Consider the following 17,412-nt stretch of genomic DNA (forward strand, 5'->3'; position numbering starts at 1 on the left):
CCCTGTGCGATGTGGGGCGGCGGCTGGTGATCGAGGTGGAGGATAGCGGCGAGGGGGTCGACGAGGAGCTGGCCGACCATCTGTTCGATTATGGAGTGAGTCGCCAGAGCGGCGATCACGGGGTGGGTCTGTTTCTGGTCAAGGAGACAGTGGGTCGGCACGAGGGTGTGATAGAATGGCGGCGAACCGCCGAGCAGACCACCCTGTTTGGTATCTACTTGAATAAAAACCAATTAATGTGAGCCATGGACCCAATAATCACGCTTGTTATTGAAGATGACGATCGGATCGGTGCCATCTTGTCAGAACTGGTGGCGGCGACACCCGGTTTCTCCCTGCTGGGGCGGGCCGGCACCCTGACCCAGGCCGATGCCATGATGGCCGGTGTGGTGCCCCAACTGCTGCTGGTGGATGTCTCCCTGCCCGATGGCTCCGGCCTTGAGTGGGTGAGCCGCCTGCGCAGCCACAACCGCGAAGCCTATGTCATCATGGTGACTGCCTCGCGGGATGTGGAGACCATCCAGCAGGCCCTCAATCTGGGGGTTCATGACTACGTCATCAAACCATTGCGGCTGTTTCGTATTCAGCAGAGTCTGGACGAGATCCTGCAACTGCACAGCCGCCTCTGCGAGCGGGGTCGGTTGGAGCAGGAAGATCTCGACAAGCTGCTGGGCAAGGGAGGGCGCTCCCAGATCAAGGAGATGCGTGTCACTCCCAAGGGGATCGACAGCATCACCCTGCGTCAGGTGCTGGATCTGCTGGCGGGTGAGCCGGAGAACGTCTTCTCCACCGACACGGTGGCGCTGCGGCTCTCCCTCAGCCGCACCACAGCGCGCCGCTATCTGGAGTATCTGGAGTCGGAAGATCGGGTGGATGTAGATCTCAACTACGGTCAGCGGGGGCGGCCGGAGCGGCGCTACCGCTGGCGCCGGGCCGGTTGAGATGCTCACTGGCGTGTATTGCAGAAACAACAAGGGAGCCATGGGCTCCCTTGTTGTTTCAGGACGATGTTTGTTCTCAGGCGGCTTCCCGTTCGGCTACCGGTGCACGCCCCTTCAGTTGGGAGGCCATCACCCCGCCCAGGATCAGCCCGCCCCCCAGCAGGTGATAGCCGTGGATCGGTTCACCCAGACCGACGACGGCGATCAGTGCCGTACAGAGCGGCATCAGGTTCATAAAGACCGAGGTGCGCTCAGCGCCCATGCAGGCGAGGCCGCGCATCCAGCAGTAGGCTGCCAGCAGAGAGGAGGCGAGCCCGGCGAAGAGCACCAAACCCCACCCTTCTGCCGGCACCGCCATCGAGTCGGCGCTGAGAGCGAGCGGCACCAGCAGCAGTACCGCCAGCAGGATCTGCATGTAGAGGTTGAGCCAGGGGCCAAACGGCAGGTGCCAGCGGCGGATCAATAGGCCGTAAAGGGCGTAGCTGGCGGAACCCAGCAACATCATGCCATCCCCCGGGTTGATGCCGTTGTGGATCAGGGCCAGTGGTTCGCCCTTGCCAAGCAGCCAGAGCACCCCGAACAGGGAGATACTCATGCCGAGCAGTGCCTGTTTGCCGGGACGCTGGCCGAAGAAGAGCGCCCCTTGCAACAGGGTAAGCAGCGGAATGAGGGAGCCGATCACCCCCATATTGGTAGCCGAGGTGCTGTGGGCGGCGTAATAGGCGAGGCACTGGTAGAGCACCATACCGAGGGCCGCCAGCACCAGCAGCTTGCCGAGCCAGGGGCGAACCTCGCTACGGCGGCGCCACAGCTGCGGCAGGCAGAAGGGGGTCAGTGCCAGAGCGGCGATCACCCAGCGATAGAAGGAGATAGCCGCGGGGTCGAGCACGCTGGCGGCCGCCTTGGACACCACGGTATTGGTAGCCCAGATCAGCACAGCCATCAGCGGAAAGAGAAGAGGGGAAAAGATTCGCATCAGAGGCTCCTTATTAACAGGGGGCCAAGTCTAACCTTGTCTTTATATTATCAAGTAGCGTAAAACAGACAGATGACCCAGCAGAAAAGACAACTCTTTCTGATGCACCTTATTCCGGCCCACACGGGCTGCGTCTGCCCGCAACTGATGGCTGCTTTTGACCTGTGCCGGAGACCGAGCCAACAGGGCGCTGTATCACGCCTGCTCCTCTCTCTCGCTGACAAGGGGCGCTGATGGCCACTCACCAGTTTCAGCCGGTAGATGTCGTTCTGCCCGCTCCCAATCCGCTCTATTTCAGTTACCAGCAGATGCTGGCCGACAGCGCGACCGTGCTGCACTCCCACCCCTGGGGACAGCTCAACATGATCAGTCTGGGGATCATGGAGATAGAGCTGGGGGATCAGCGACTGGTGGCCCCTGCCGACTACCTGATCTGGGTACCGGCGGGTCTCGACCACACCTCCTACAACGAGCAGACCCTCGACTACACCTCCATCTACGTCAGCCACGAGCTGGCGGCCAAGCTGCCGCCAGAGCCCAGATTGCTGCTGCTCACCCCACTTATTCGCGCCCTGCTGAGCGATTTTCGCGAACGGCGGGTAAGCCATATGGCGGATGAGTGGGATCAGCGTCAGGCCGAGTTACTGGTGGAGCGACTGGCGCGCACCCGCTGTCAGGAGAGTTACCTGCCGATGAGTCAGGGCAAGCTGCTGGCTCCCATGCTGGCGGCGTTGCACAGCGATCCTGCCGATCCCCGTACTCTGGCTCAGTGGGCCGGACAACTGCACACCACAGAGCGCACCCTGGCGCGGCGCTGCCTGCGGGAGTTGGGGATGAGTTTCGGTCAGTGGCGGGCGCGGCTGCGGCTGCTCAAGGCGCTTGCCTGGCTCAAGGGGGACATGCCCATTCAGGAGATCAGCTGGCGGCTAGGTTACGGCTCCACCTCGGCCTTTATCGCCATGTTCAACCGGGAGCTGGGCTGCTCCCCCCAGCGTTATCGCCTACAGTCAGCCCGATAACAAATCGCCGGACATGTCATCTGATGAAGCAAAACAAGAAGGGCGCCGCAGGCGCCCTTTCTGATGACATCTGCTTGCGCTAGAAGAAGCCGAGCGGGTTGATGTCGTGACTCACCAACAGGTTCTTGGTGTTCTGGTAGTGGTCCAGCATCATCTTGTGGGTCTCGCGGCCGATCCCCGACTTTTTGTAACCGCCAAAGGCGGCGTGTGCCGGGTAGGCGTGGTAGCAGTTGACCCAGACCCGGCCAGCCTGAATGCCACGCCCCATGCGCCAGGCCAGATTGCTGTCACGGGTCCACAGGCCTGCCCCCAACCCGTACTGGGTGTCGTTGGCAATGGCCAGAGCATCCGCCTCGTCCTTGAAGGTGGTGACCCCGAGCGCCGGCCCGAAGATCTCCTCCTGGAACACCCGCATCTTGTTCTGGCCGGAGAAGATGGTGGGCTGGATGTAGAATCCCCCCTCCAGTCCGCTCACCTTGGCCGGGCCGCCGCCGATCAGCATCTTGGCCCCTTCGCCGCGGCCGATCTCCATGTAGCCCAGGATCTTGTCGAACTGCTCGCGAGACGCCTGCGCCCCCACCTGAGTGGCGGTATCGAGGGGGTTGCCCTGCACTATGGTGCGAGCACGGGCCAGCACCCGGTCCATGAAGTCGTCATAGATGCTGGCCTGCACCAGCGCGCGGGAGGGGCAGGTACACACTTCCCCCTGATTGAAGAAGGTCATCAGCATCCCTTCTACCGCCTTGTCGATGTAGCTGCTCTCGTGCTGCATCACGTCGGCGAAGTAGATATTGGGGGACTTGCCCCCCAGCTCCACGGTGGAGGGGATCAGCTTGTCGGCTGCGCAGCGAAGGATATGGGCGCCCACTTCGGTCGAACCGGTAAAGGCCAGTTTCTGGATCCGGCTGCTGGTGGCGAGCGCCTGACCTGCCTCGGCGCCGAAGCCGTTGACCACGTTGACTACGCCGGGGGGCAGGATGTCCTTGATGAGATCCATCATCAGCATGATGGTGACCGGGGTCTGCTCGGCGGGCTTGAGCACGCTGCAGCAACCCGCCGCCAGCACCGGGGCCAGCTTCCAGGCGGCCATCAGCAGCGGGAAGTTCCACGGGATGATCTGGCCGACCACGCCGATGGGCTCCTTGAAGTGGTAGCTGACGGTGTTCTGATCCAGCTCGGCGGCCGAGCCCTCCTGAGCGCGAATGCAGCCAGCGAAGTAGCGGAAGTGATCCACCACCAGCGGCAGGTCTGCCGCCAGGGTTTCACGCACCGCCTTGCCGTTCTCCCAGGTTTCGGCGATGGCGAGTCGCTCGATGTTCTGCTCGATGCGATCGGCGATGCGCAGCAACAGGTTGCTGCGCTCGGTGACGCTGGTCTTGTTCCAGCTGGTGAACGCCTTGTGGGCGGCATCCAGCGCCAGTTCGATATCGGCGGCGTCGGAGCGGGCGACCTCGCAGAATACTTTTCCATCCACCGGCGAGATGTTTTCAAAGTAGCGGCCGGCGCGAGGAGCCACCCACTCACCGCCGATGAAGTTGTCGTAACGGGATTTGAAGCTGACCAGGGCACCTGCCTGACCGGGAGCGGTATAAATCATCTCATCATCCTTTATGTGTGTGATCCTGACCGGACTGGCTGACAGACCGGTTGCCAGCTGATATCGCAAGGGGCGTGCCAAAGGGTCTGACCAGCAGGCAAAAGGTTACAAAAACGTTACCAAACGGGGTGTGGCAGCGTATCTTGGTTAACCAATGACCACGGCTATTGCGATAAAACTGTACCGTTTCTGGACAGTGGCCGAGACAGTCGTGCTGTTTGTGAACAGGAGGCGTGATGAGTGAGTCACTTCAACCCGGTCCCGGTCCGATCCAGCGTTCCTGGCAGCGTTGCCTGCATCAGGGGCTGAGCCGCCAGCAGAGTGCCGATCTGGACTTGCTGCCCCAGGGGGAGCTGTCGGCCCGTCAGGAGCAGCACAGGGCGCTGATCGCCTGCTTCCAGCGCTTCGTGCTGCCGCTGTTTGCCCAGTTGCTGGCGGGTCGCCCTTGTCGCCTGTTGTTGTGTGACGGTGAGGGGGCCATTCTGGCCGCCAGTGGTGATGAGGGTTTCGCCCGTCATGCCGAGCGTATCTTTTTGCGCAGTGGCGCCCGCTGGGGTGAGGCGAGCAAGGGCACCAACGCCATCGGTACCGCGCTGGCCGAGCAGAGCGAAGTGCAGGTGCTCGGCAATCAGCACTTCTTCGCCCAGCACAGCTTCCTCAGTTGCAGCGCTTGCCCGTTGCTCGGGCCGGACGGGCAATTGCTGGGTGTGCTCGATATCTCCACCGATGCGGCCCATCACGATGGCGATATGCTGGGCACGGTGCGGCTGCTGGCAATGACCCTCGAAAACGCACTGCTGGCGCGTCAGCCGGGCTGGCTGGTGGATCTCGATCCCCAGAGCCTCTGGTCCGCTCGCCTGTTGCTGGGAGAGGAGGGGGAACTGCTCGGCGCCAACCGGGCAGGTCGACTCTGGCTCGGCCAGCACCCTTTCGATGGCAGGCAACTGCTGCGCGAGGGGCGTGGCTTGCGGCTGGTGCCAGAAGCGGACGTGACCTCTTCCTGCGCCGTGCTGCCTGGTCACTCAAGCCCGGTGCCACATCCGCAGCAGGTGCCGCTCAAGATGCTGGAGCGCGGCATTTCGCTGCTTATCGAGGGGGAGACCGGCAGCGGCAAGGAGCATCTGGTGCGGGCCCTGCACCGAGCGTCGAGTCGGCGGGATCAGCCACTGGTGTGCGTCAACTGTGGCGCGTTGCCAGCAGATCTGGTGGAAGCCGAGCTGTTTGGCTATGTGGGCGGGGCCTTCAGCGGTGCCCGCAGCCAGGGCAGTCAGGGTTATCTGCGTGCAGCCCATGGCGGCATGCTGATGCTCGATGAAATTGGCGAACTGCCGCTGCAGGCTCAAACCCGACTGCTGCGGGTATTGCAGGAACGCAGCGTGACGCCGGTTGGCAGTCACAAGCCGGAGGCGGTGAATTTCTGGCTGGTCAGTGCCAGCCACCGGGATCTGGCGGCCATGGTGCAGAGTGGCGCATTTCGCGAAGACCTCTATTACCGGATCTGCGGCTGGCGCCAGCAGCTGATGCCGCTGCGCCGTTGGCCTGCCGTTGAGCGTCTGGAGCTGATCCAGCGACTGTTGGCGGAGATGGATCCGACCCTGCGTCTGACCCGCGATGCGGAGCAACAACTGCTGGCCCATCCGCTGCCCGGCAACGTGCGCCAGCTCAAGCAGGCACTGGAAGTGGCCTGTGTGCTGGCAGAGGGGTTGGGTTGGATAGAACCCGCCCACCTGCATCTGCCCAGTGTGGCCACAGAGCCCGGCGTCTTGCCGATGGGGGAGGCGACCAGCTTGCGTGAAAAAAACCGGCGGCAGGTACAGCAAACGCTGGCGGCGTGCGGGGGCAACGTGAGCGAGGCGGCGCGCCAGCTCGGCATCAGTCGCACCACCCTCTACCGGGCGCTGCGTGAGGCGCCCTGAATTTTCGATTCCTCTCACCGGTTGTTTTCAAGCAGCAGATGACGGCTGGAGCCCTGCCCGTCCAGCCGCTATGATGCGCCCTGGCCGGGGCATTGCGCCCGTTGACTCATCCGTTGAGGATTTTCTGCCATGTCACAACACATAGGGGCGCTGACCCTGCTGGTGGCTGATTACGATCAGGCCATTCGCTTTTTTACCGAGGGACTTGGCTTTGCGCTCCTGGAAGACACTCGGCTCGATGAACCGGGCAAACCGGGCAAACCGGGCAAACCGGGCAAGCGCTGGGTGCGGGTTGCCCCCAAAGGTGCCTCCGGTTCTGCACTGCTGCTGGCGAAAGCGGCCAATGCGCAGCAGCAGGCCGCCATCGGCCAGCAGGGCGGTGGCCGGGTATTTCTGTTCCTCGAGACCACTGATTTCTGGGGGGATTACCAGCGCATGCAGGCGTACGGTGTTCATTTTTGTGAACAGCCTCGCGATGAACCATATGGCACCGTGGTGGTATTTGAGGATATCAGCGGCAACCGGTGGGACTTGTTGCAACGTACTGCTGCCAACTGAATCTGAAAACGTTTATCATCCCGCCTGTCATAAAGTCATAAAAGTGTCACAGAAAATTCTAATAATTGGCGCACCCATCTTCACAGAGGAGAGAGAAGGGAATGGCTAAGCGAATTCTGGTGGTCGAGGACGAAGCACCGATCCGCGAAATGCTCTGCTTCGTGTTGGAGCAGAAGGGATATGAGACGATTGAAGCGGAAGATTACGCCGATGGACTGGCGAAGGTGCGCGAACCCTACCCCGAACTCATCGTGCTCGACTGGATGATGCCGGGCGGCAGTGGCATCCAGTTTATCAAGCAGCTCAAGCAGGATGAGGTGACGCGCCAGATCCCGGTGGTGATGCTCACCGCTCGCGGTGAAGAGGAGGACAAGGTGCGTGGTCTGGAGGCCGGTGCCGACGACTACATCACCAAGCCGTTCTCGCCCAAGGAGTTGACCGCTCGCCTCCATGCGGTGATGCGCCGCGTGTCGCCCACCTCGGTAGACGAGGTGATCGAGGTGCAGGGGCTGAAACTCGATCCTGTCTCCCACCGGGTCAGTGCCGAAGAGAAGGCGCTCGACATGGGGCCGACCGAATTCAAGCTGCTTCACTTCTTCATGACTCACCCCGAGCGGGTCTACAGCCGTGAACAGCTGCTCAACAATGTCTGGGGTACCAATGTGTACGTCGAGGACAGAACCGTAGATGTGCATATTCGTCGCCTGCGCAAGGCGATTGAAGAGACAGGGCACGACAGATTGATCCAGACGGTGCGTGGAGCCGGATACCGCTTCTCAACCCGTCTCTAGAGGCAGTTATGTTGCAACCTTACGCCTGGCGGCGACAGTTGTGGCGAATGGCGTTTTTTTACGCCCCCTTCGCATTGGTTGGCTGGTTGATTGATCATCTTGCCCTCTGCCTGTTGGTGGCGGCCGTGTTGCATCTGGGCTGGCACTATCGCTTCCAGAAGCGGCTCTCTGACTGGCTGTGGCACGACCGCAGCCTGGTGCCCCCCAGCGGCAATGGCAGCTGGGAGTACATCTTCAACGGTATCTACAAGTTGCAGCAGCGTCACCGCGCCCGTCGCCGCGAGCTGGCGGGGCTGATCCGCCGCTTCCGGGAGGGTGCCGAGGCGCTGCCCGATGCCGCCGTGGTATTTCGCACCGATGGCAGCATCCTCTGGTGCAACCGGCTGGCGGAGCAACTGCTCGGCTTTCGCTGGCCGGAGGATGCCGGCCAGCATATCGGTAACCTCATTCGCAATCCGGCCTTTAACGCCTATCTGGGCAAGGGGGCATATGACGAGCCCCTCGAGATGCACTCCCCGGTCAACGAGGAGAAGTTTCTCGAGTTTCGCATCATGCCCTACGCCTCGGATCAGGCGATGCTGGTGGTGCGGGATGTCACCCGCTTGCGCAGTCTCGAGAAGACCCGCAAGCACTTCGTTTCCAACGTCTCCCACGAGCTGCGTACCCCGCTGACCGTGCTCAAGGGCTATCTGGAGATGACCGAGGAGCCGCCCCCGCCCGCCATGTGGGCCAAGGCGCATCGGGTGATGATGGAGCAGACCATCCGGATGGATAATCTGGTCAATCAGCTGCTCACCCTCTCCCGTATCGAGGCGGCTCCGACCGTGGATCTCTCCCATCTGGTGGACATGCCTGCCATGCTGGGGCTGCTGGAGCAGGAGGCGCGAGCGCTCTCGGGCGAACGGGCCCACCAGCTCGAATTTGTGGTGCAGCCCAATTTGCTGGTGCGCGGGGATCAGGAGCAGCTGCGCAGTGCCGTCTCCAACCTGGTCTATAACGCCATCCACTACACCCCGGCGGGGCGAAAAATTACCGTGGAGTGGCGCAAGCAGGGGGCGATGGCGCTGTTTGCCGTGAGCGATGAAGGGGAGGGGATTGCCCCCGAGCATCTGGCGCGGCTGACCGAGCGGTTCTATCGGGTCGACAAGGCACGCTCGCGCCACACCGGCGGTTCAGGCTTGGGCCTTGCCATCGTCAAGCATGCCCTCAGTCATCACGACTGCCAGCTCGATATCGAGAGCCGGGTCGGCCTTGGCAGCCGCTTCAGCTTTCTCATTCCGAGTCGCATGGTGGTGATTAAATAGTCTTTTATGGCAATGGGTTAGCTGCAAAAAGAGGGCCTTTGAACGGGCCCTCTTTTCATTTGTTCAAATCTGTCGCCATGTCATTAAAGTGTCACATTAAATCCATAAATTTGTCACTGCCAGGTCAGATACTGGCGCCGTCTTAAGAACGGACCTTCTGTAACTTTGGAGAGATTGGATGAAACTCAACAAACTGGCTGGTGTAATCGGATTCACCGCAGCAACCCTGTTTTCTGTCAGCGCCCTGGCTGCCGGTGTGGATAAAGACCTGCCGGATTACACACCGACCAGCGGCATTTCGGGCAACCTGTCCTCTGTCGGCTCGGACACCCTGGCCAACATGATGACCCTGTGGGCCGAAGAATTTAAGCGTTTGTACCCCAACGTCAACGTGCAGATCCAGGCCGCCGGTTCTTCTACCGCCCCGACTGCCCTGACCGAAGGTGTTGCCCAGTTCGGCCCGATGAGCCGTGCCATGAAGGCCGGTGAAGAGGAAGCATTCGAGAAGCGTTACGGCTACAAGCCGACTGCCATCCGCGTTGCAGTCGATGCCCTGGCTGTGTTCGTCAACAAGGACAACCCCATCAAGGGGCTGACCATGCCGCAGATCGACGCCATCTTCTCCAGCACCCTGAAGTGCGGCGAAGCCAAGGCTGCCACCAAGTGGTCTGATCTGGGTCTGGACGGCAACTGGTCCTCTAAGGATCTGCAACTGTTCGGTCGCAACTCCGTATCCGGTACCTACGGTTACTTCAAGGAGCACGCCCTGTGTAACGGCGACTTCAAGAGCGGCGTGAACGAGCAGCCGGGTTCTGCCTCCGTGGTGCAGTCTGTCTCTGCCTCCCTGAACGGCATCGGCTATTCCGGTATCGGTTATGTCACCTCCGGCGTGCGTGCAGTACCGCTCTCCAAGGATGGCAAGACCTTCATCGAAGCGACCTCCGATAACGCCATCACCGGCAAGTATCCGCTGTCACGCTTCCTGTACGTTTACGTGAACAAGCATCCGAACAAGCCGCTCTCCCCGATGGAGCAAGAGTTCGTCAAGATGATGCTCTCCAAAGCAGGCCAGAACATCGTTGCCAAAGATGGCTACGTGCCGGTGCCGGCCAAGGTGGTACAGGCTGACCTGAAAAAGCTGGGTATCATGTAACTGCCTGCAGTCAGCATGCCCTGATAAAACGAGCCCCAAGCGGGCTCGTTTTGTTTTTGGCGGCTGTCAGTTTTGTTAATAGCGCAGGATGGATATTTTTCCGCCAGCCGGGGGCTGGCTCCCTTGCGTAGCAGGGCGGCATTTCCGAGAATAGGGCAACGTTATGGCAAAGGATCCCTTCATGATTGCGTCCCTCTCCAAGTTTGGCCTGGTAGCCCTCTGTAGTTCCCTGCTGGTCGCCTGCGCCCAGTCGCCGACCGGCCGCAGCCAGATGCTGCTCTACTCTCCCCAGCAGATGAACCAGCTGGGCGCCGACTCCTTCGAGCAGATGAAGAAGCAGGAGAAGGTGAGCAAGGATGCCAAACTCAACGCCTATGTCTCCTGTGTCTCCAAGGCTGTGACCGCCCAGGTGCCGGCCAGCTATGGCATCACCAACTGGGAAGTGGTGGTGTTTGACTCCAAACAGGTCAACGCCTTCGCCCTGCCCGGCGGCAAGATTGGTGTCTACAGCGGTCTGCTCAAGGTGGCCAAGAATCAGGATCAGCTGGCGACCGTTATCGGTCACGAGCTGACTCACGTACTGGCCCAGCACTCCAACGAGCGACTCTCGCGCAGCCAGCTGGCGGGGATCGGTCTGGCGGCTGCCGACATTGCCATGGGCACCAGCGAGTACCGCGGCGCCACCATGGCCGCCCTTGGCCTCGGGGTCGAGGTGGGGGTGATGTTGCCCTATGGCCGAACTCAGGAGAGCGAAGCGGATCGGCTGGGGCTTGAGCTGATGGCGCGCGCCGGGTTCAATCCGGCCGAGGCAATCCCCCTGTGGCAAAACATGAGTGCCGCCGCCGGTGGCAACACCCCGCCGCAACTGCTCTCCACCCACCCGAGCAACGAGAACCGGATCGCCGAGTTGCAGGCGCAACAGGCGCAAGTGTTGCCGCTCTATGAGCAGGCCCGCGCCAACGGTCTGGTGCCCCAATGCAAGGCATAAGCCTGCGCATGGCGCGCAGCGACGATGCCGCCGCCATGACGGTGATGCAGCGAGCCAGCTGGCTCGCTGCCTATGGCCAGGTGCTCGGTGCCGACCTGCTGGAGCAGCTGGACGTCACCGCCCATCTGCAGATTTGGCAGAGCCGTCTGGCCGAGCCGGGCCCAAGGCCCATGCTGCTTTGTCTCGACGAGGTGGTGATTGGCCTGCTCTACTGGCAACCACAGCAGGAAGCGGGACAGAGCCATGCCCTGATCCGCGCTTTTTACCTCCATCCCGACCACTGGCGACAAGGTTATGGCAAACGGCTATGGCAGGCGGTGGCGATGCAGATGCGCCGCGCCGGTTGCCATAGCGTCAAATTGTGGCTGCTCGATGGCAACCACATCGGCGAGGGGTTCTACCTGCGCCGTGGCTTCGTTTTTGATGGCGAGGAGCGCACCCTGATAAGCCTCGGGCAGCCCTGCCTGCAGCGACAAATGAGCCGTTTGCTCTGATCACTCTCCCGTTTTTCGCCCCCGGTCACTTTATTTTTTTTGCGAATTAATACAATGTCCCCCTTGAAACAGAGTTGGATAAACACGGGCTGACAAGGGAGTGCTGGCATGTATTACGGCTTTGATATCGGTGGCACCAAGATCGCTTTTGCGGTCTATGACGGTGCATTGAACCTCTGCCACGAGGAGCGCATGAGCACCCCGGGCAACGATTATGAGGGGCTGCAGCAGCTGATCCGCTCCCGGGTCGAGCAGGCGGATGCCCGCTTCGGCGCACGAGGCTCGGTCGGCATTGGTTTCCCCGGTGTCATCAACAGCCAGGATCACAGCATAGTGGCGGCCAATCTGCCCTCCATCAATGGTCGCCATCTGGGCGCCGATCTGGCCGAGCTGCTGGAGCGGCCGGTCAAGGTGGATAACGACGCCAACTGCTTCCTCTGGTCCGAAGTGCATCAAGGGGCAGCCGACGGTGCAGGCAGTGCGCTCGGCGTCACCATCGGCACCGGCATCGGCGGCGCCGTCTATCTGGCGGGCAAGCTTATTCAGGGGCGCAACTGGCTGGCTGGCGAGATTGGTCACTACCCCTTGCCCGCGACCATGCTGATGAAGTACCCCGAGTTGCCCCGTCCCCGTTGCGGCTGCGGCCGTCTGGTCTGTTTTGAAACCTATGCCTCTGGCACCGGTCTGGAGCGTCTCTATCACCATTTCCATGGCCAGCGCGCCACGGGTCACCAGATTGTGGGACGCTTCGAGGCCCATGAACCCCATGCGGTCGAGACGGTCGACTGCTGGCTGGAGATCATGGCCGCCGGGCTTGCCACCGCCATTTCGGTGATTGATCCCGAGGTGGTGGTGTTGGGGGGTGGCCTGAGCGGCCTGCCCACCCTCTATGAACAGCTGCCGCTGCGTCTGCCCGGTCACTTGCTGCCCGGGGTCGCCCTGCCCGAGATCCGCCAGGCCCGCTTCGGCGGTGCCGGTGGTGTGCGCGGCGCAGCCTTGCTCAATCTATGAGATCAGATGTGGGGTCTGATCTCCCCGAAAAAGGAGTCCTCATGACCCGTCTTGAAATCTGTATCGACAACCTGGAATCCCTCTTCACCGCCCAGCAATCCGGGGCGGATCGCATCGAGCTCTGCTCTGCGCTGGGTCTGGGCGGCCTGACCCCCTCCTACGGTTTTATGCAGCAGGCGGCCCGCCATGCCACAGTGCCGGTTTATGCCATGATCCGCCCGCGCGCCGGGGATTTTTGTTTCAACGACGGCGAGATCGAGATGATGCTGCAAGATATCGCGGCGGCACGCGCTGCGGGGCTGCAAGGGGTGGTGGTCGGTTTGCTGGATGAGGAGGGGCGGGTGCCTGCCGCCAAACTCAAACAGCTGGTGGATGCAGCAGGCCCGTTGGGAGTCACCTTCCATCGCGCCATCGACCTCTCCTCCGACTGGCGCCTCGATCTGGAGACCATAGTCGCGGCCGGTTGCGAGCGCATTCTGAGCTCGGGCCATGCGCCGACCGCGCTGGCTGGGCTGGAAACCCTGCAGGAGATGCAGCAGGCGCTGGCGGGGCGTGCCAGCCTGATGCCGGGGGCCGGGGTCAATGCCGACAACGTGCGTACCATCATCGAGTTCACCGGGGTGAGTGAAGTGCATATGTCCGGCATGGGCTGGCGCGGTGGCATGGTGCCGCACGGAGTGAATATGGGCACTTCGGATGATGGTCGGGTCAATATCACCGATGGCGCCAAGGTGGCTGCGGTCAGAGTCTTGCTGGATCGCGGTTAAGCAGATCGCCGCCGTTGGGCGGCGTTCATCCGCATCTTGTGTGAAGTTCCTCCCACTGACGGGGAAATCAGGGCCGCCCCCGGCAGCACCCCGGCCAAAAGTCTGATATTATCCCGCCTCTTTACTACATGGATCTGGAGCAACATCTCAATGTCCCAATACGACTCTATCGAACAGAAGGCCAGCTATGGCATCGGCCGCAACATGGGTGATCAGCTGGCGCAGCAAGCCTTCGCCGGTCTGGATATCCCGGCCCTGCAACAAGGTCTGGCAGATGCCCTGAATGGTCTGGAGTTCGCGGTCAGCCGTGACGATATCAATGATGCCTTCCAGGTGATCACTGCGCGTATGCAAGAAGAGCAGGAAGCCGCCGCCAAGGCCGCCGCTGCTGACGGCGAAGCCTTCCTGGCTGATAACGCCAAGCGCGCTGAAGTGAAGGTGACCGACTCCGGTCTGCAGTACGAAGTGCTGGTAGAAGGCAACGGTGCCGTTCCGGTAGCCGGTCAGTCCGTGCGTGTGCACTACCACGGTACCTTCACCCACGGTGGTGTATTCGACAGCTCCGTTTCTCGCGGCCAGCCGGCTGAATTCCCGGTGACCGGCGTGATTGCTGGCTGGGTTGAAGCGCTGCAGCTGATGCCGGTTGGTTCCAAGTGGAAGCTCTACATCCCCCACGATCTGGCCTACGGTGCCCGTGGCGCGGGCTCCATCCCGCCTTACTCTGCACTGGTATTTGAAGTCGAGCTGCTGGACATCCTGTGATCCTGCTGGCTTGATGCAAACGGCGACCCTCGGGTCGCCGTTTGTTTTTGGGTTATGTGATAGACAGTATTTGTCGCGGTCAGCAGGTTGGAGAGCAGAAAAGGGCGGCTTTTTTGCGCCATTGACTGGTTTTTTCAGAAACGGGAACAGGCATACTGCGACTCATTAGAGAGGATAAGGAGAACCCGATGAGCAATAAGATGAAGAATGTAGCGGGGCTTGCTCTGTTGCTGCTAAGCATTCCGGCCAGTGCCGATGCCATGCGCTGCAAGAACGCTCTGATCAGCGAGGGTGACAGCACCGCCGAGATGCTGCTCAAGTGCGGCGAGCCGATGTTGCGGGAAGATATTACCCGTAACGAGGAGAATCTGCACGGCACTGTGGTTGAGGTCAAATATGGCGAACGCTGGACCTACAACTTCGGCAAGAACGAGTTCATGCGCTTTGTGACGGTGCGCAATGGAAAGGTGACTGACATCGAAAACGGCCCGCGCGGCGAGTAGCCGGCGGGCAAAGCATGGATGCACAACAGACAGTAGGGCAAGACCCTTTGACTCACATGTCCGGCAAGGGGTCGCGGTGACCAAGTTGTCTGACCGCCAGATTGATCTGGTGAGCCAGTCTTAGCCGCTGGCGGCAGGTCAGGCCATGGAGGCTGATCCTGCCCGCGTTGAATTCAAATGTCCCCAGCGACTCGATGGCAAAATAGCCTCGATGAAAGCTCTTGATGTAGCGAGCGATCTGCCGTGGGGATAACTGCTTGAATACCTTCATCACACGGTTCCCTGATTGCCTGACAGGGCACACTATGGTGTCGGTCGATGACACTGATATGACGGTTTATAAAGATTTGCATGAATCCTTATTTTGCCAGTGAGTTCGGCAAATTGACGGCGTCATCGAAAAAGTTGTGCGATGACAACGAGCTGCACCGATATACTGCGGGCTTGAATGGAACAAATAAAAGGGCCTGTGCGTGGAATGGGTTGATGTGGTGGACGAGGATAACCGGGTGATTGGCGTGGCCGAGCGAGCCAAGGTGCGACGGGAGAATCTCTGCCATCGTGCCAGCTATATTCTGGTGCTCGACGACGCGGATCGGATCCTGGTGCAGCGACGCACCCTCAGTAAGGATTTCTGCCCCGGCATGCTGGATGCCTGCGCCGGTGGCGTGGTCACCACCGGTGAGGAGATGGAGCGCTCCGCCCGCCGCGAGCTGGCCGAAGAGCTGGGGATTATGGATGTTCCTCTGCAGGGCTTTGGCAGCTTTTATGCGGAAGGGGAGGGCTACCGGGTCTGGGGTGGCCTCTTCAGTTGCCGTTATCAGGGGCCGCTGCAGTTGCAGGCCGAAGAGGTGAGCGCGGTGCACTGGATGAGCCTGGCCGAGATTGCCGAGCGCGCCAGCGAATTTACCCCCGACTCCCTGCTCGCCATCGCCACCTGGCAGGCGAGACGCTAACGTCTCTCTTTAGATATTTTCTTTTCCAGTTCAGAGACAAGACGGGCAGCCTGATGGCTGCCCGTCTGCCTTTGTGCATTTAGTTGGTCTGCTACACCAGCTTGAGGCGTCGATTGGTGCGCCCACAAGCGCTCGGCTTGGCGAGCCAGTGACCTTGCCAGTCGGTGGCCAGACGCAGTAGGGGATACTCCAGATCGAGCCGGGTCACCACCAGCTGGCCGGTCTCGTCGCCACTCACAGGATTGCCGCTGGCGGGATCGATGATTTCGACGATGCAGCTCTCATTGACGATAAAGCCCTGACCGGGCTGACTCTCGTAGGCCACCACCCCCACATCCTGCCAAACCAGACAATTGAGGGCCGCAATGCCGTGAATGGCGCGCAGTGGCGCGGTTTCAGGATGGGTTGCTTCACACAATAAGGCGCGGCGCAGCGAGTCGCTCGGGATCTCCGCTGCCTCGGCCGCTTCCAGCAGGTCGAGCAGGGTCACCAGCGGGCCGACATAGCCGGTGGGTTGATAGCGCAGCAGTGCCTCCAGCTGGCGCTGGGTATCGTGGGGGCCGCAGGGTACCACGGGAGCCCCCAGCTGGCGGGCGCCGTTATCGAAGATAAAGGCGGTGGGGCCAGCATGATAGTCGTGGCCGTTGAGCATCACTTCCCCCGCCTTGAAACCGGCGGCAAACAGCGCTCGAGTGGCCCCCCACCAGTCTGCCCCGGCATATTCGGGGATGGCCAGCTGGCCCGGACAGGAGAAGACCCGCAGCGCCTGACTGGCGGGGCGGCCGGTGAGACCGGCAAAGGGGGGATGAGCCTGCTGGGCGGCAAAGAGCTCTTTGCTGTCGAGCAGTGGCAGGGTGGCCAGCTCTGCCAGATCCTCGAGGCGGCACTGGCGATAGGCGCTGGAGTAACCGGCGCAATATTGACTGACATGGGTAAGCTGATGATTGAGCTGGTCCAGTTGCTGCTGTTCGCGCATGGCGGGGGGACGAATTTCCAGACCATCGTAATAGTGTTGCATGGGGCCTCCTGGCGCCGTGAAACCAGCTCAAGAGTAGTCTGCCCAAGGGGAAAATGCCTGCCGCTATCCATGGTCAGGCTCAGAGCCGCTGTTAGGCGGCATCGTCACTCTGGGATAAACTGGCGACTTCCCATCACGACTCAGGACGAGAAATCATGATTGCTGTAGGACAACCCCTGCCTGCGGGCGAATTTACCTTTATCACCGCCGAGGGCAAGCAGCTGCGGGATAGCAAGACGCTGTTCGCCGGTAAAAAAGTAGTGCTGTTTGCGGTGCCCGGCGCCTTTACTCCTACCTGCTCCAATGCTCATCTGCCGGGCTATGTGGTGCTGGCCGATCAGTTCATGGCCAAAGGGGTGGATGCCATCTGCTGTCTGTCGGTCAACGATGCTTTCGTGATGCGGGCCTGGCAGACGGCCCAGAATGCCGAGGCGATCACCATGCTGGCGGATGGCGATGGCAGCTGGACCCGGGCGCTGGGCCTGGCCAAGGATACCGGCGCCTTTGGCGGCATCCGCGCCCAGCGCTTTGCGTTGATCGCCAACGATGGTGTTGTAGAGCAGCTGTTTTTGGAGGCGCCGGGCAAGTTTGAGGTCTCCGATGCCGCGAGCCTGCTGGCTGCACTGTGAAATGTTAATCACGGTTTGATTTCCCCTTG

General features: G+C 61.2%; 20 protein-coding genes. 16 read left to right on the forward strand and 4 right to left on the reverse strand.

Translation table 11 applies throughout. The annotated features are described in order from the left end of the window. Nucleotides 1-242: ATP-binding protein (locus L972_RS03995; protein WP_047435776.1), on the forward strand; the 242-nt coding region annotated here is incomplete at its 5' end. A gap of 3 nt (nucleotides 243-245) precedes the next feature. Beyond that, nucleotides 246-941: a response regulator gene (locus tag L972_RS04000; protein ID WP_047435778.1), complete on the forward strand. Its 696-nt coding sequence runs from the start codon at nucleotides 246-248 to the stop codon at nucleotides 939-941. Between the two features lie 76 nt (nucleotides 942-1,017). On the opposite strand, the gene L972_RS04005 is transcribed toward L972_RS04000, so the two are convergent. Next, a complete protein-coding gene (locus L972_RS04005; protein ID WP_047435780.1) occupies nucleotides 1,018-1,917 on the reverse strand; it encodes a DMT family transporter in 900 nt (299 codons plus the stop codon). Between the two features lie 233 nt (nucleotides 1,918-2,150). Here L972_RS04005 and L972_RS04010 point away from each other — a divergent pair, with 233 nt between their 5' ends. Then, the gene (locus L972_RS04010) at nucleotides 2,151-2,936 is read left to right on the forward strand and encodes a helix-turn-helix transcriptional regulator (RefSeq protein WP_047435783.1); all 786 of its coding nucleotides are present in this window, start codon (nucleotides 2,151-2,153) and stop codon (nucleotides 2,934-2,936) included. A 79-nt stretch (nucleotides 2,937-3,015) separates the two neighbouring features. On the opposite strand, the gene exaC is transcribed toward L972_RS04010, so the two are convergent. Next, the gene (gene exaC, locus L972_RS04015) at nucleotides 3,016-4,533 is read right to left on the reverse strand and encodes an acetaldehyde dehydrogenase ExaC (protein WP_047435786.1); all 1,518 of its coding nucleotides are present in this window, start codon (nucleotides 4,531-4,533) and stop codon (nucleotides 3,016-3,018) included. Nucleotides 4,534-4,769: 236 nt separating this feature from the next. Between exaC and L972_RS04020 the strand changes: the two genes are divergently transcribed. The 11 genes from L972_RS04020 to L972_RS04070 all read left to right on the forward strand — a co-directional run bounded on the left by L972_RS04020 (nucleotide 4,770) and on the right by L972_RS04070 (nucleotide 14,780). After that, nucleotides 4,770-6,449, forward strand: a complete 1,680-nt coding sequence (locus tag L972_RS04020) for a sigma-54-dependent Fis family transcriptional regulator (RefSeq protein ID WP_047435789.1) — start codon at nucleotides 4,770-4,772, stop codon at nucleotides 6,447-6,449. Between the two features lie 129 nt (nucleotides 6,450-6,578). Beyond that, complete coding sequence (locus L972_RS04025) at nucleotides 6,579-7,007, forward strand: VOC family protein (protein WP_047435791.1); 429 nt, start codon at nucleotides 6,579-6,581, stop codon at nucleotides 7,005-7,007. Between the two features lie 101 nt (nucleotides 7,008-7,108). After that, nucleotides 7,109-7,798, forward strand: coding sequence for a phosphate regulon transcriptional regulator PhoB (gene phoB / locus L972_RS04030; protein WP_005338414.1), 690 nt, complete (start codon nucleotides 7,109-7,111; stop codon nucleotides 7,796-7,798). An 8-nt stretch (nucleotides 7,799-7,806) separates the two neighbouring features. After that, nucleotides 7,807-9,102: a phosphate regulon sensor histidine kinase PhoR gene (gene phoR, locus L972_RS04035; RefSeq protein ID WP_005338413.1), complete on the forward strand. Its 1,296-nt coding sequence runs from the start codon at nucleotides 7,807-7,809 to the stop codon at nucleotides 9,100-9,102. Nucleotides 9,103-9,280: 178 nt separating this feature from the next. Further along, entirely contained in the window at nucleotides 9,281-10,255 is a 975-nt protein-coding gene (locus L972_RS04040; protein ID WP_005338411.1) for a PstS family phosphate ABC transporter substrate-binding protein, read from the forward strand. Nucleotides 10,256-10,436: 181 nt separating this feature from the next. Next, nucleotides 10,437-11,243, forward strand: coding sequence for a M48 family metallopeptidase (locus L972_RS04045; RefSeq protein WP_047435942.1), 807 nt, complete (start codon nucleotides 10,437-10,439; stop codon nucleotides 11,241-11,243). Next, nucleotides 11,231-11,737 carry a GNAT family N-acetyltransferase gene (locus L972_RS04050; RefSeq protein ID WP_005338408.1) on the forward strand — a complete coding sequence of 169 codons (507 nt, stop codon included), beginning with the start codon at nucleotides 11,231-11,233 and terminating at the stop codon, nucleotides 11,735-11,737. The genes L972_RS04045 and L972_RS04050 overlap by 13 nt, the downstream gene beginning before the upstream one ends. A gap of 108 nt (nucleotides 11,738-11,845) precedes the next feature. Then, on the forward strand, nucleotides 11,846-12,748 hold the full coding sequence (locus L972_RS04055; RefSeq protein WP_047435948.1) for an ROK family protein: 903 nt from the start codon (nucleotides 11,846-11,848) through the stop codon (nucleotides 12,746-12,748). 41 nt (nucleotides 12,749-12,789) lie between these two features. Continuing rightward, the gene (locus L972_RS04060) at nucleotides 12,790-13,515 is read left to right on the forward strand and encodes a copper homeostasis protein CutC (protein WP_047435949.1); all 726 of its coding nucleotides are present in this window, start codon (nucleotides 12,790-12,792) and stop codon (nucleotides 13,513-13,515) included. Between the two features lie 150 nt (nucleotides 13,516-13,665). Then, nucleotides 13,666-14,277 carry an FKBP-type peptidyl-prolyl cis-trans isomerase gene (locus tag L972_RS04065; RefSeq protein WP_047435951.1) on the forward strand — a complete coding sequence of 204 codons (612 nt, stop codon included), beginning with the start codon at nucleotides 13,666-13,668 and terminating at the stop codon, nucleotides 14,275-14,277. Nucleotides 14,278-14,465: 188 nt separating this feature from the next. Continuing rightward, nucleotides 14,466-14,780, forward strand: coding sequence for a DUF2845 domain-containing protein (locus L972_RS04070; protein ID WP_047435952.1), 315 nt, complete (start codon nucleotides 14,466-14,468; stop codon nucleotides 14,778-14,780). Nucleotides 14,781-14,832: 52 nt separating this feature from the next. On the opposite strand, the gene L972_RS04075 is transcribed toward L972_RS04070, so the two are convergent. Then, entirely contained in the window at nucleotides 14,833-15,051 is a 219-nt protein-coding gene (locus tag L972_RS04075) for a DUF1107 family protein (protein ID WP_047435954.1), read from the reverse strand. Between the two features lie 202 nt (nucleotides 15,052-15,253). Between L972_RS04075 and yfcD the strand changes: the two genes are divergently transcribed. Next, entirely contained in the window at nucleotides 15,254-15,736 is a 483-nt protein-coding gene (gene yfcD, locus L972_RS04080) for an NUDIX hydrolase YfcD (protein WP_047435956.1), read from the forward strand. A 91-nt stretch (nucleotides 15,737-15,827) separates the two neighbouring features. Here yfcD and L972_RS04085 read toward each other — a convergent pair whose 3' ends face one another. Then, nucleotides 15,828-16,754, reverse strand: a complete 927-nt coding sequence (locus L972_RS04085) for a phenylacetate--CoA ligase family protein (RefSeq protein ID WP_047435958.1) — start codon at nucleotides 16,752-16,754, stop codon at nucleotides 15,828-15,830. Between the two features lie 155 nt (nucleotides 16,755-16,909). On the opposite strand from L972_RS04085, the gene L972_RS04090 reads away from it, so the two are divergent. After that, nucleotides 16,910-17,383: a peroxiredoxin gene (locus L972_RS04090; RefSeq protein ID WP_047435960.1), complete on the forward strand. Its 474-nt coding sequence runs from the start codon at nucleotides 16,910-16,912 to the stop codon at nucleotides 17,381-17,383. Nucleotides 17,384-17,412: the final 29 nt, after the last annotated feature.

Origin of the sequence: Aeromonas sp. ZOR0001, from assembly GCF_000801015.1 — a bacterium.
In the GTDB taxonomy this organism is placed as follows: domain Bacteria; phylum Pseudomonadota; class Gammaproteobacteria; order Enterobacterales; family Aeromonadaceae; genus Aeromonas; species Aeromonas veronii.

Bases quoted from the DNA above. Each gene is read 5' to 3' on its own strand.
- L972_RS04000 (WP_047435778.1), top strand. From the start codon at position 246: ATGGACCCAATAATCACGCTTGTTATTGAAGATGACGATCGGATCGGT.
- L972_RS04005 (WP_047435780.1), bottom strand. From the start codon at position 1,917: ATGCGAATCTTTTCCCCTCTTCTCTTTCCGCTGATGGCTGTGCTGATC.
- L972_RS04010 (WP_047435783.1), top strand. From the start codon at position 2,151: ATGGCCACTCACCAGTTTCAGCCGGTAGATGTCGTTCTGCCCGCTCCC.
- exaC (WP_047435786.1), bottom strand. From the start codon at position 4,533: ATGATTTATACCGCTCCCGGTCAGGCAGGTGCCCTGGTCAGCTTCAAA.
- L972_RS04020 (WP_047435789.1), top strand. From the start codon at position 4,770: ATGAGTGAGTCACTTCAACCCGGTCCCGGTCCGATCCAGCGTTCCTGG.
- L972_RS04025 (WP_047435791.1), top strand. From the start codon at position 6,579: ATGTCACAACACATAGGGGCGCTGACCCTGCTGGTGGCTGATTACGAT.
- phoB (WP_005338414.1), top strand. From the start codon at position 7,109: ATGGCTAAGCGAATTCTGGTGGTCGAGGACGAAGCACCGATCCGCGAA.
- phoR (WP_005338413.1), top strand. From the start codon at position 7,807: ATGTTGCAACCTTACGCCTGGCGGCGACAGTTGTGGCGAATGGCGTTT.
- L972_RS04040 (WP_005338411.1), top strand. From the start codon at position 9,281: ATGAAACTCAACAAACTGGCTGGTGTAATCGGATTCACCGCAGCAACC.
- L972_RS04045 (WP_047435942.1), top strand. From the start codon at position 10,437: ATGATTGCGTCCCTCTCCAAGTTTGGCCTGGTAGCCCTCTGTAGTTCC.
- L972_RS04050 (WP_005338408.1), top strand. From the start codon at position 11,231: ATGCAAGGCATAAGCCTGCGCATGGCGCGCAGCGACGATGCCGCCGCC.
- L972_RS04055 (WP_047435948.1), top strand. From the start codon at position 11,846: ATGTATTACGGCTTTGATATCGGTGGCACCAAGATCGCTTTTGCGGTC.
- L972_RS04060 (WP_047435949.1), top strand. From the start codon at position 12,790: ATGACCCGTCTTGAAATCTGTATCGACAACCTGGAATCCCTCTTCACC.
- L972_RS04065 (WP_047435951.1), top strand. From the start codon at position 13,666: ATGTCCCAATACGACTCTATCGAACAGAAGGCCAGCTATGGCATCGGC.
- L972_RS04070 (WP_047435952.1), top strand. From the start codon at position 14,466: ATGAGCAATAAGATGAAGAATGTAGCGGGGCTTGCTCTGTTGCTGCTA.
- L972_RS04075 (WP_047435954.1), bottom strand. From the start codon at position 15,051: ATGAAGGTATTCAAGCAGTTATCCCCACGGCAGATCGCTCGCTACATC.
- L972_RS04085 (WP_047435958.1), bottom strand. From the start codon at position 16,754: ATGCAACACTATTACGATGGTCTGGAAATTCGTCCCCCCGCCATGCGC.
- L972_RS04090 (WP_047435960.1), top strand. From the start codon at position 16,910: ATGATTGCTGTAGGACAACCCCTGCCTGCGGGCGAATTTACCTTTATC.